The sequence below is a fragment of the Glycomyces albidus genome (assembly GCF_009451885.1).
Lineage (GTDB): Bacteria > Actinomycetota > Actinomycetes > Mycobacteriales > Micromonosporaceae > Glycomyces > Glycomyces albidus.
Genome location: NZ_WIAO01000007.1, coordinates 114,773 through 126,988, shown reverse-complemented (window position 1 = coordinate 126,988; position 12,216 = coordinate 114,773). Strand labels below are relative to the sequence as shown.

Below are 12,216 nucleotides of genomic sequence, written 5' to 3'. Positions count from 1 at the left end.
GGGGCGGACTCGTCAGCCCTGCGGTTCGATCCGCTTGAGGATCTCGGCGGCGTCGAGCGCGGACCAGTTCGCCGGGAAGGCGTAGAGGTCGTCCTCGCTGGGCCAGCCGGAGAACTTCGCGGTGTTCCAGACGCTCGTGGTGCCGCCGGTGAGGATCGGGACGTACGGCATGTCGCGGATGATCGCCTCCTGGATCGCCTCGAAGTGCGGCAGGCGGGCGGCGACGTCGTCGAGCGGCAGGTTGGTGAGCGCGTCGAGCGCCTCGTCGACCTCCGGGCTCGCGTAGCGCGAGTAGTTGTTGCCGGCGCTCTCGCCGACCGGGGCGCCCGAGGCGGAGTCGAAGAAGTAGCTGTAGAGGTAGTACGGGTCCGGGGCCGGGCCCTGCCACAGGGAGTCGATGGCGAGCTGGAAGTTGCCCGAGACCTTCTTCTCGGTCCACTCGTTCCAGGAGGACTGGGCCGCGACCAGCTCGATGCCGGCCTCCTTTGCCTGCGAGATCATGACGTCGATCGCGGTGATGTAGTCGGTCCAGCCGGTCACCACCTCGACGGTGAGCGAGAGGCGCTCGCCGTCCTTGGCGTAGATCCCGTCCTCGCCGAGCACCCAGCCGGCGGCTTCGAGGATCTGCGCGGCCGTGTCGGGCTGGGCGCCCATCGGCGCGCTCAGCTCGTCGACCGCGGGCGTGAGGTACTGGTCCTGGCTCGGGGTCAGCGTGAACGCCGGGGAGATCTCGCTCGCGGTCTCCATGAACGCCAGCGAGTTGAGCTGCTCGCGGTTGATCGCGTAGTAGAGGGCGTGCCGGACGGCGGGGTCGGTCTGCGGACCGGTGCTGCCGAGTTCGGGGTTGGACGACGTGGCGAGCACCATCTGGTTCTGCCACTGGGTGAACGCCTCGTAGCTCGGGAAGTTCTCGTTGGTGTTCTGGATGTCGGGGATCGGGCTGGTGATCCAGTCGATGGTCCCGGCCGCGACGCCGTCGGCCGCGGACTGGTTGCCGCCGAGGGCGTCCCAGCGGACCTGCTTGAGCTTCGGCTCGCCGCCCCAGTAGTCGGGGTTCGCCTCGAGCATGTACGCCTGGGGCTTGAACTCCTTGAGCGTGAACGCGCCCGTGCCGATCGGGTTCTCGATGACGTCCTCGACCGGGTTGAGGTCCTTCCAGATGTGCTGCGGGACGATCGCGGTGTTCATCAGGTCCGGGCCCTTGACGAAGGCGGGCGCCGTGAAGGTGAAGACGACGTGGGTGTCGTCGGTCGCGGCGACGGTGCCCTCCCAGCCGGAGCCGTTGATGGACGGGTTCGCCTGGAGCATCTCGAAGGTGAAGGCGACGTCCTCGGCGGTGAACGCCTCGCCGTCGCTCCACTTGACGCCCTCGCGGAGGGTCACGGTCAGCTCCGTGCCGTCCTCGTTCCACGCGAACTCGGTGCCGAGCAGCGGCACCGGGTCGGCGACCTGGGCCTTGTTGTGGAAGAACAGGGTCTCGTAGATCGTCCCGAGCCCGCCGATGCGGGAGGGCGAGAACGGGTTGAAGTTGACCTGGTAGTCGCCGGCCTGTCCGGTGTAGACGACCATCATCGAGTTGCCGGAGCCGCCGCCGTCGCCGTCGCCCGAGCAGGCCGCGAGGGTGGCGCCGATCGCCGCGGTGCCCATGAGGGAGAGGGCCGTGCGGCGGCGCATGCCGTGGTTGGAAGACATCTTCGTCCTTTCGGGTCCGGAGGCGCCGTCGCCTCGCGGAACGGGAGGGGTGACGCCCGCTCGGACGTCCCGCCAATTATTAACCTGATAAATTTAAGCTGTCAAGAATTGATGTCCGAATCGTTTCCTGGAGGCACGCACGATGCCCCGACCCGCCGCATCGCGCGGCTCGGCCACCGGTCGCGTGCTCGACCTGCTGCGATCCCGAGGCACGCTGAGCCGCGTGGAACTCGCCGAGCGCACGGGCCTCACCGCCGCCACGATCACGAACACCATGCGGCCCCTGCTCGACGCCGGCCTCGTGCGCGAAGCCGGCGTCGACCGGCAGCACGACCGCGGCCAGCCGCGACGGCTCCTCCGGCTCGACCCCGAGGCCTGGTACGCCGTCGGCATCCAGGTGGACCGGACCACCACCACGATCGTCGTGCTCGACTTCGCGGGCGGCCGCGTCGCGAGCGCCGCCCTGCCCGGCACGGCCGGGCGCGGCCCCCATGCCACGGTCCGCACGCTCGCGGAGCACACGACGGCGCTCCTCGACCGGTCCCTGGTCCCGCGCGGCCGCGTCCTCGGCACCGGCCTGGTCACCCACGGCCCGCAGGACCTCGAACGCGGCATGCTGCTCACGGCCCAGCCCGGCCCCGACTGGCTGGAGTATCCGCTCGCCGACGCCCTCGCCGGGGACCTCGGCCTCCCGGTCCTGCTCGAGAACGACGCGAGCGCCGCCGCGTTCGGCGAACTCTGGGCCGGCAGCCCGCCCACGGACACGTTCGGGCTGGTCTACATGGCCTCGGGCATCGGCGGCGGCGTCGTCGTCGACGGCGAGGTCTACCGCGGCCGGGCCTCGAACGCGGTCGAGATCGGCCACGTCTCCCTCAACGGCGGCCGCACGCCGTGCGTCTGCGGCGGCTCCGGCTGCACCCAGGCCGAGGCCGGCCCGGAAGCCGTCGTGGCGAGGGCGTTGGAGGACCGCGCGCTCGCCGAGCGCCTCGGCGTCGCCGGCACGCCGGACCGGACCCTCGCCGACTTCCACCGCATCGCACGCGCCTGGCGCACCGGCGACACCGCCGCCGCCGGCCTGCTCGAGGCGTCGGCGGCCTGGATCGGGCAGGCCGCCGTCACCCTCGTCAACCTGTTCGACCTCGACACCGTGATCCTCGCCGGCCCCGCGTTCACCGTCGCCGGTCCGGTCTACCGCGACCGCATCGCGGCCGAACTCGAACGGCACGCGCTCGGCCGCTCCCTCAGCCGGCCGCGAGTGCTGGTCTCCTCGAACGCCGGGACGGCCGCCGCGATCGGCGCGGCCCTGCACGTCCTGCGCACCCTGCCCGTGGAGGCGCCGCCCGCCCTCCCCGCGACCACCGAATCCACTCTCACCCTCCAAGGAGAACCGTGAACACCACGACCTGGACCGTGCTCCGCCGCGACGGCGTCGCGCTCGTGCTCGCCGCCGCCGAGACCGGCCTGCCCTCGGTGCTGCACTGGGGAGCCGACCTCGGGCCGCTCGACGAGGCCGAGCTCGCGTCCCTCGACCGGGCCGCGAGCCGCCAGACCGCACCCGCCACCCTGGACGCCGCCTGGCGCGTGCCGCTCGTGCCGCAGGAGTCGGACGGCTGGGCCGGCAGGCCGGGCCTCCTCGCGACCCGCGGCGGGACGCCGGTCTACCCGCGGTGGACCACCGCCCTCGAGAGCGCCGACGGCGCCCAGGTGCGGTTCGCGTCCACCGACGACCGCGAAGGGCTCGTCCTGCGGACGCGGATCGCGGTCAACGCCGGCGGCCTGGTGGAGGTCGAGTACGAACTGTCCAATGAGGGCGAATCGGAGGTGGAGGTGGCGTGGCTCGAGGCGACCCTGCCGGTCCCGAAGCACGCCGACCGGCTCACCGCGTTCGGCGGCCGGTGGACGCGCGAGAAGTCGCCGCTGACGGCCACGATGCCGCACGGCGCCGGCGTGCGCGAATCGCGCCGCGGCCGCGGCGGCCACGACTCGCCGTGGGTCACGCTCGCCTCGGTGGGCGAGCCGCGCTCGCGCACCGGCGACGTCTGGGCCGTGCACCTCGGCTGGAGCGCCGACGTCCGCCACCGCACCGACCGCCACACCGAGCACCGCACGCTCATCGGCGCCGGCGAACTGCTCCGCCCCGGCGAGATCCGCCTCGCACCGGGCGCGACCTACCGCACGCCCACCGCCTACTTCGCTTGGTCCGCAACCGGTCTCGACGGCATCGCCGAACGGTTCCACACGTTCCTGCGCTCCCGGCCCCGGCATCCGCGCACACCCCGGCCGCTCGTCCTCAACACCTGGGAGGCGGTCTACTTCGACCACGACCCCGAACGCCTCGCGGCGCTCGCGCGCCGCGCCGCCGAAGTCGGCGTCGAACGGTTCGTCCTCGACGACGGCTGGTTCCGGGCCCGCCGCGACGACACCAGGGGACTCGGCGACTGGACCGTCGACCGGGACGTGTGGCCCGACGGCCTCGAACCGCTCGCCGGCCTCGTGCACTCCCTCGGCATGCAGTTCGGCCTCTGGTTCGAACCCGAGATGGTCAACCTGGACTCCGAACTCGCCCGCGCCCACCCCGACTGGCTGCTCGCCAACCCGGCGTCCGTGCCCGCCCCCGAGGGCCTGTCCTTCCGGACCCAGTACGTCCTCGACCTCGCGAACCCCGACGCGTTCGAGCACGTCCGGGCCCAGATGGACGCGCTCGTCGAATCCCTCGGCATCGACTTCATCAAATGGGACCACAACCGGGACCTCGTCGAACCGGTCCACGCGGGCGCGCCCGGCACGCACGCCCAGACCCTCGCCGCCTACCGGCTGATCGAACGGCTCAAGACCGACCACCCCGGCCTCGAGATCGAGTCCTGCTCCTCCGGCGGCGCCCGCACCGACCTCGGCATCCTCGCCCGCACCGACCGCGTCTGGGCCTCGGACTCCAACGACCCGGTCGAACGCCAGGACATCCAGCGCTGGACCGAGCTCGTGCTCCCGCCCGAACTCGTCGGCGCCCACGTCGGCCCCTCCCCCGCCCACTCCTCCGGCCGGGCCACGCCGCTCCACTACCGCATCGCCACCGCACTCCAGGGCTCCGCCGGATTCGAATGGGACCTGCTCGCCTGCACCGAAGACGAACTCCTCCAAGTCAAGGCGTTCGCCGCGCTCTACAAGGAACTCCGGGGACTCCTGCACACCGGCACCGTCATCCGGCCCGACACCGCGGATCCGGCGCTGCGCATCCGCGGCGTCGTCGCACCCGACCGGACCGAGGCCGTGTTCACCGTCGCCACGGTCGCGAGCCTCGAAGACGCGCTGGCCGAACGGCTGCGGATCGACGGCCTCGACCCCGGCCGGCGGTACGCCGTCCGAGTGCGCGACGAGATCGGCGCCGCACGCTGGGGCTGGGTCACACCGGCATGGCTCGGCGGCGAACCGCCCGTCCTCTCCGGACGCGCGCTGGCCGAGGTCGGCCTCCAACTGCCGACGCTCTGGCCCGTCCAGGCGCTGCTCCTGCACCTCACCGCCGTGTGAGGGCGACCGCTCGGGGCGCCCGGAGACGGGCGCCCCCGCAAATTCCGCGGCGACGGAACCGGACCGATCCAGTATCGTGATCCCAGCCGCCCGCCCATCGACAGCTCAGGAGGCCAAGTGCGATCGTTCGGGGCCGACACCCGCATGCCGACCCTGGCCGTCGTCCTCGACCTCATCCGCGCCCGCGGATCGGCGAGCCGCGTCGAACTGGCCGAGGCCACCGGCCTGACCCAGGCGACCATGACGCACGCCGTCCGCAAGCTCATGCAGCTCGGCCTCGTCCACGAGGTCGGCACCGCGCCCGCCAGCCGGGGCACGCCCCGGCGGCTGCTCGGGATCAAGGCCGACGCCTGCTCCATGGTCGGCATCCAGTTCGACACGTACTCGGCGACCGGCGTCGTCGTCGACCCCGCCGGGACGGTCGTGGCGCAGCGGGAACTCCCCGCACCCGGCCAGCGGCCCCCGCAGGAGGTCGTCGCCGACCTCGCGGAGGGGGTCCGCCTCCTGCTGAAGGACGCCGCGGTACCGCGCGAGCGGGTGCTCGGGATCGGCCTGGCGACCTACGGGCCCCAGGACCGGGAGGCCGGCGTCCTGCTCACACCCCAGCCGACCCCCGAATGGCAGGGGCACCCGCTCGCGACCTCGCTGTCCGCGGCCACCGGCTTCCCGGTGGCCGTCGAGAACGACGCCACCGCGGCGGGCATCGGCGTCCAGACCCTCGGCGGCTCCGCCTCGAGTTCCGCATCGAGCTTCGCCGTCGTCTACATGTCCGGCGGCATCGGCGCCGGCCTCATCCTCGACGGGCAGCCCTACCGGGGCGTGACCTCGAACGGGCTCGAACTCGGGCACATCTCGGTCGACGCGCTCGGGCCGCCGTGCCACTGCGGCAACCGCGGCTGCCTCGACGAGATCGCCGGACCGATCACCACCACGGCGCAGGCCCGCGCCGATCCGGCGCTCGCCCACCGCATCGCCCCCGGCGCGGACCCGCTCGCGGGCTTCCTCGCCGTCGCCCTCGCCGCCCTCGACGGCGACCCGGTCGCCGCCGGCCTCATCGACACCTCCGCGCAGCGGCTCGCCGTCGCCACCGTCACACTCGTGAACCTCTTCGACATCGGCCGGGTCGTCCTCGCGGGCAAGGCGTTCACCGACATCGGGCCGGTCTACCGCGACGCCCTCCAGACCGTGCTCGACCGGGCGGTGTTCATGCGGCACGTCCACCCCGTCCAGGTCGAACTCGCCTCCGACGTCACCCAGGCGGCGGCCGTCGGAGCCGCGGCGGTCGTCCTCCGCGACCTCCTGGAGTCCCCCGACACCGCCTGACCCGGTCCGGAATACGGTCCGCGGCAACGATGTTGCCTCGGACATGTGGAACAGCGACGACCTCGACCTCGACTCCTACCTCGCCTTCCTCGCCTACGAGGGCGACCGCGCCCCCACGCTCGAGACGCTGCGGGCCCTCCAGCGCGCGCACGTGCTGACCGTGCGGTGGGACACGCTCGACAGCTTCCTGTACCGCGAGGTGCGGCTCGACCTCCCCGCGCTCCAGGACAAGCTGATCCGGCGCGGCCGCGGCGGCTACTGCTTCGAGCACGTCACGCTCTTCGCCGCCGCGCTGGAGAAGCTCGGGTTCCGCTTCACGGCCGTCTCGGGCCGCGTGCAGCTCGGCGCGGACTCGAGCAGGCCGCGCCCCGCGACCCACGCGATGCTGCTCGTGGAGCTGGAGGGCACGCGCTGGCTCAGCGACGTCGGCTTCGGCGCCAGCCCGCTGGAGCCCATCGAGCTGGTGGACGGCGCCCGGAGCAACGCGGGCCCCTGGCCGTACCTGCTGCGCTGGCAGGAGATCACCCACGGGTCGCCGGGCTGGGCCGTGCACCAGCCCGGCGACGGCGCCGACGGACCCGAGGGCTGGCAGGTGCGGCAGGTCTTCACCGAGAACCCGCAGTACCCCGTCGACTACGCGGTCGGGAACCACTTCGTGGCCTCGAACGACCGCTCCCCGTTCGTCATCCGCCCGTACGTCCAGCGGCTGCGCACCGACCGGTACGACACGCTCGACGCGCTCACCTGGACGACCGAGCACCCCGGCCGGGACCGGAAGCAGGAGACCGTCCAGCCGCACGAGGTCCCCAAGCTCCTCGACGACGTCTTCGGCATCCGCACCGGTCCCGACGAGGCCGAGCTGCTGGTGCGCCGGCTGGCCGACCTCGCCGGGTAGGACCGCGGACCTCGGCCGTGCTCACCGCACCATGGTGAGCTCGATCATCGTCGAGGCGTAGTCGGCCGGGTCGAGGCCCAGTTCGATCCCGTGGGCGGCGAGGACGGCGCCGTGGTGGACGCGGCCGGTGCGGCCGTCGCGGTACCGGGCGTCCGGGTCGAGCCCGTGGAGCTTGAGCAGCGGGTCGGGGTAGGCGAAGGAGCGGGCCTTGCGCCAGGCCAGGACCACGACCGCGTCGTCCTTCACGTACTGGACGCCCGACACGCCGCCGGCCCGGAGCGGATGGCGGCGTCCGAGCTGGACCACGGGCCGGATCCGCTTGTAGTCCGCCACCAGCTCGGCGCCGCGGGCCTGCTCCTCGTCGCTCCAGATCCGCAGGTCGCCGCCGACGGCGAGGACGCCCGCCATGGCGACGTGGAAGCGGAAGTCGAGCGGTACCTCCCTGCGGGTCAGCGGGTTCGGCGAGTCGGTGACCCATGCGCCCATGACCCGCGCCGGGTACACCTGCGCGAAGCCCTCCTGGATCGCGATGCGGTCGACGGCGTCGGTGTTGTCCGAGGTCCACACCTGGTCGGTGCGGCGCAGGATGCCGAAGTCGACGCGGCCGCCGCCGGACGAGCAGGACTCGATCCGCAGGGAGGGGTGGTCGGCGCGGAGCCGGTCGAGGATCGCGTAGAGGTTGCGGGTGTGGTCGAACCACAGCCGGTCCGGGTCCGGCTCGCCGGGCCAGCCGGCCTCGGTGAAGGGGCGGTTCATGTCCCATTTGACGAAGTCGATCTCGTTGGCGCTGAGCAGTTCGTCGAGGCGGGCGTGGAGGTGCTCGGCCACGTCCGGGCGGGCCAGGTTGAGCACGAGCTGCTGGCGCACTTCGCTGCGGCGGCGGTGCGGCTGGTGGTAGACCCAGTCGGGGTGGGCGCGGTACAGGTCGGAGTCGGGGTTCACCATCTCCGGCTCGACCCAGATCCCGAACCGCATGCCGCGCTCGTGGACGTGCTTGATCAGCGGCCCCAGGCCGTCGGGGAACCGGTCGGGGTTCGGGGTCCAGTCGCCGAGCCCGGCCCGGTCGTTGACGCGCGCGCCGAACCAGCCGTCGTCCATGACGAACAGCTCGCAGCCCATCGCCGCCGCCCGGTCGGCCAGCCGCATCTGGTCTTCGGCGGTGAAGTCGAACTCCGTGGCCTCCCAGGAGTTGTAGAGGACCGGGCGGAGCTCGTCGGGGTGCGGCAGGACGTGTGCGCGCGCGTAGTCGTGCCAGGCGGCCGCGGCCGAGGCGAACCCGCCCTCGGTGTGCAGTCCGGCCGCGATCGGGGTCTCGAGGGTCCGGCCGCCGCCCAGGCGGATCGCGATCGGGTCGTGGCCGAAGCCGGCGGAGACGACGACGCTGCCGGTGGGGCCCTTCTCCACGGTGATCCGCCAGGTGCCGCTCCAGGCGAGGGCGGTCGACCAGACCCGGCCGGACGTCTCGGTGGCTTCGCCGTCGTCGATGGCGACCCACGGGTTCGCCTGGTGGCTCGTGACGCCGCGGCGGGAGCCGATCACCGTTTCGCCGTAGGGGATCGTGGTCCGGGTGAGCTGCGTTTCGGCGCCCCACTCGCCGTGAAGCTGGCTCAGGCGCGGGGCGTCGAGTCCGGGCACGACCCAGGTCGCCGAGTCGGCGCGGATCACTTCGATGTCCTCGGTGCCGCTGTTGTGCAGCCTGATCGAGCGTTCGATGACGTCGGTGCCGGGGTGGGTCCGGTAGGTGGTGCGCACTTCGAGCGGGTAGTGCCGGTCGGTGAAGACGAAGGTCAGGTCGCCGTCGTCCGCGATCGCCTCGGCGAAGGCGAGTTCGAGGTCGCGTGTGCCGTCGGCGAAGCGGACCTGGAGGCCGTTGTGGCCGTATTGGAACGCCGATGCGGCGGTGAGCTCGAAGCGTGGCTCGCGGCCGATGACGGGCCGGAACGGGGACTCGGGCAGGTCGAGGAGGGCCAGCGCCTGCTCGGCGCTCAGCCGGGGTCCCCAGTGGAGACCGCGGAGCCGGTCGTCGTCGTCCAGGGCCACGACGTAGCTGGTGTTCGGCGTGTCGATGGTCCAGAGGCGGGGTTCGCGCGCGGTCATGCGGCGTCCTTTCACGGGTGTCGGTGGTGCTGTGGTGTGCGGTGTCGCGGTGAGAGCCCGCCCCGTGGGATCGGGGGCGGGCTCTCATCGGCGCCGGCGGGTCATTCTAGGAGCGGCGCGATCGCGAAGCGGTCGAAGTCGGCGGCGCGGCCTTCGCGGTCGCCGATGTCGGTGAACAGGCCGGGGTTGCCGATCTCGATGGTGTTGGTTCCGGCGTCGAGGTCGACGATGAGCGGGTAGGACCAGAAGTCGTTCCAGCTCCAGGTGCCCCGCATGGGGACGGTGCGGACCGTTTCGCCGTTGACGGTGAACTCGGCGTAGCGGGAGATGATGTCGATGTTGTAGTCGTGGCCGCTCTTGCGTTCGTCGTTGGCGTAGTGGACGAGGAGCAGGTGCGGTCCGGCCTGGTCGGCTTCGACGGTGAGGGTGGCGGTGTTGCCGTCGCCGCCGCCCACGCCGGTGATGGCCTGGCCGCCGGTCGCCCACGGGTTGTCGGTCAGGGCGGCGGTGCCGGACAGGTCGGCGTCGGCGGCCGCGATCTCGGTGAAGCCCTCGGTGCCGCCGTCGGCGGTGACGGTGAGGGAGTGGACGTCGAGGGCGCGTCGGCCGGCGGCGTTCAGGGCGATGCGGTTGACGCCTTCGTGGAGGGCGAGGGTCTGCTCGTCCTCGAGGTCGAAGGCGATGTCCTCGCCGTGGGGGCCGAGCACGGTGAGCTCGCCCTTGCCGTCGGCGTCGACGGCGACCTCGTAGTAGCCGTCGGCGGGCGCGTAGACGTCGAAGACGATCCGCTCGTCGCCGCGGACTTCGACGCCTTCCCGGTGGCCGTAGTCGTAGTCGGCGTCGCCTTCGGTGCGGGCGAAGACGGCCGGGTAGGTGTGCGTGTCGACGGTGGAGGGCGTGAGGTCGATCTTGTCGAGTCCGGCCTCGCCGTAGGCGGTCCCGGCCTCGGGGTCGGACTTGGCGAGCGCGATCGTGTTCGCGCCGGCCTCGAGTTCGACCTGGACGGTGACCTGGCCTCGGGAGCCCCATTGCATGGTCGACGGGTAGGTGATGGTCTCGGCGGGGCCGCCGTTGACGGTGAGGAACTGCTCGGTGGGCGAGGCGCCTTCGGGGAGGTTGCGGCCGTAGGTGTTCCCGTAGGTGACGGTGAGGTCGTAGACGCCGGCCTCGGGGACGTCGACGTCGAACTCGACGCGGCTGTCGGGCTGGATCAGCGAGCCGACGCTCTTGCCGCCGGAGGCGGGGAAGGAGAACGGCCTCGCGGGGCCGCCTTCGTCGTAGACGGTGCCGGCGGTGATCGCGGCGTCCTCGGCTTCCCAGGTGCCGGTCCACGGCAGTTCGACCTCGTCGACCCGGCCGGTGCCCGGGGTGAGGGTGATCCAGTAGGCGGACATGGGGTCGAGGCCGGCGAGTTCGATCGTGGCGGCGCCGCGGTCGGGGCGGAGCGCGATGCGGTCGACGACCTGCGGTGCGGGCGAGGAGCCCTCGTTGCCGGTCCAGGCGATCTCGTGGACGGTGGCGGTGATCTTGCGGCCGAGGTCGATGCCGGCGGCGCCGAGTCCGGTCAGGTCGACGGCGGTGTCGCCGGAGCCGCCGCCGAGCAGGATCTGCGCCTGGCCCTTCGCCTCGTCGTAGGTGGCGATGCCCTGGAGGGTGTCCACGGCGTTGTCCTGCGGCGGCGTGACGAGCGCGGTCTGGCCGGTCATCTGCGAGTAGGTCTTGAGGAACCACCAGCCGCCGTTGGGGACGTTGGTCTGCGGGGCGTTGCCGGAGAGGCCGCCCGCCGCGGTCCAGTACGCCATGTCGGCGAGGGCGTCGGTGTCCTCGAACATGGCGGCCCACTGGACCATCTGGCCGGGCATGCCGAAGTCCCGGTTGTTGCCGTACTCGTTGATGTTGATCTGCCGCGGCTCGATGCCGAGTTCGGCTTCGAGGGCGCGGTAGTGGTCGTGGTTGCCTTCGTAGTAGCGCAGGGAGTCCGGCGAGAGCTCGTGCCAGGTGATGACGTCGGGGACGGTGCCGGCCGCGGCGGTGTGCTCCATGAAGTCGCGCATGAACCGGGCGTCGTAGTGGGATTCGTTGGGGCCGGCGATCGGCGTGTCGGGGGCGATCTCGCGGAGGCGCCGGTAGGCGAGGTCCCAGTCGTGGAAGAAGCGGGCGGTGGTGCCCTCGTAGTCGGCGCCGCGGTTGTACCAGATCCAGTTCGGTTCGTTGAAGGGCACGTAGACGAGCCGGTCGGCGTGCTCGGACGCCTCCATGACCGGGACCATCTCCTCGATCTCGGCGAGGTAGGCGTCGATGCCGTCGTTCTGGTAGGGCCAGTCGGGGTACCAGTCCTGGAGGTTGACGAAGGCGTCGCCGCCGTCGTGCTCGGCGAGGACCGCGAGGACGTCGTTCGCGTCGCCGTTGGGGTGCTGGAGGCCGCCGGTCGGCTTGGGGGCCATGGAGGCGAGGTGGAGTGCGTCGAGGAGGTTGTCGCCGGGCACGCCGTTCTCGGAGATCCCGTACAGGGAGCCGACCGCGCCGTGGGTCGGCTCGCCCGTGAGCTGTCCGAAGTCGACGGAGAGGACCGGGAGGTCCTGGGCGCCGGCCGGCGCGGCCGCGAGTCCGGCGACCAGGCCGGTCGCCGCGGCGGCCGTGAGTCCTCTGCGGAGGAGTGGATGCATTGCAGGCCTTTCGCTAAT

The 12,216-nt window shown here is 72.3% G+C and carries 7 protein-coding genes; 4 read left to right on the top strand and 3 right to left on the bottom strand.

Annotated features, from left to right (window positions below; translation table 11 throughout):
* Nucleotides 1-12: 12 nt before the first annotated feature.
* Complete coding sequence (locus GFD30_RS08420; RefSeq protein WP_153024737.1) at nt 13-1,692, bottom strand: ABC transporter substrate-binding protein; 1,680 nt, start codon at nt 1,690-1,692, stop codon at nt 13-15.
* Between the two features lie 142 nt (nt 1,693-1,834).
* Here GFD30_RS08420 and GFD30_RS08415 point away from each other — a divergent pair, with 142 nt between their 5' ends.
* From GFD30_RS08415 to GFD30_RS08400, 4 genes are all read left to right on the top strand, one after another.
* Nucleotides 1,835-3,085, top strand: coding sequence for an ROK family transcriptional regulator (locus GFD30_RS08415; protein ID WP_153024736.1), 1,251 nt, complete (start codon nt 1,835-1,837; stop codon nt 3,083-3,085).
* Entirely contained in the window at nt 3,082-5,217 is a 2,136-nt protein-coding gene (locus tag GFD30_RS08410; RefSeq protein ID WP_322633072.1) for an alpha-galactosidase, read from the top strand. Before GFD30_RS08415 ends, GFD30_RS08410 begins: the two co-directional genes overlap by 4 nt.
* A gap of 117 nt (nt 5,218-5,334) precedes the next feature.
* Nucleotides 5,335-6,540 carry an ROK family transcriptional regulator gene (locus GFD30_RS08405; RefSeq protein WP_153024735.1) on the top strand — a complete coding sequence of 402 codons (1,206 nt, stop codon included), beginning with the start codon at nt 5,335-5,337 and terminating at the stop codon, nt 6,538-6,540.
* Between the two features lie 43 nt (nt 6,541-6,583).
* Nucleotides 6,584-7,435, top strand: a complete 852-nt coding sequence (locus GFD30_RS08400) for an arylamine N-acetyltransferase family protein (protein ID WP_153024734.1) — start codon at nt 6,584-6,586, stop codon at nt 7,433-7,435.
* Between the two features lie 21 nt (nt 7,436-7,456).
* On the opposite strand, the gene GFD30_RS08395 is transcribed toward GFD30_RS08400, so the two are convergent.
* Together GFD30_RS08395 and GFD30_RS26810 are read right to left on the bottom strand one after the other, a co-directional pair.
* The gene (locus GFD30_RS08395; RefSeq protein ID WP_153024733.1) at nt 7,457-9,532 is read right to left on the bottom strand and encodes an alpha-galactosidase; all 2,076 of its coding nucleotides are present in this window, start codon (nt 9,530-9,532) and stop codon (nt 7,457-7,459) included.
* A 101-nt stretch (nt 9,533-9,633) separates the two neighbouring features.
* Nucleotides 9,634-12,198, bottom strand: a complete 2,565-nt coding sequence (locus GFD30_RS26810; protein ID WP_153024732.1) for a carbohydrate-binding protein — start codon at nt 12,196-12,198, stop codon at nt 9,634-9,636.
* Nucleotides 12,199-12,216: the final 18 nt, after the last annotated feature.

What these genes read in the sequence shown, in the direction of transcription:
- GFD30_RS08400 (WP_153024734.1), top strand. Translation starts at nt 6,584, where the DNA reads ATGTGGAACAGCGACGACCTCGACCTCGACTCCTACCTCGCCTTCCTC.
- GFD30_RS26810 (WP_153024732.1), bottom strand. Translation starts at nt 12,198, where the DNA reads ATGCATCCACTCCTCCGCAGAGGACTCACGGCCGCCGCGGCGACCGGC.
- GFD30_RS08395 (WP_153024733.1), bottom strand. Translation starts at nt 9,532, where the DNA reads ATGACCGCGCGCGAACCCCGCCTCTGGACCATCGACACGCCGAACACC.
- GFD30_RS08420 (WP_153024737.1), bottom strand. Translation starts at nt 1,692, where the DNA reads ATGTCTTCCAACCACGGCATGCGCCGCCGCACGGCCCTCTCCCTCATG.
- GFD30_RS08415 (WP_153024736.1), top strand. Translation starts at nt 1,835, where the DNA reads ATGCCCCGACCCGCCGCATCGCGCGGCTCGGCCACCGGTCGCGTGCTC.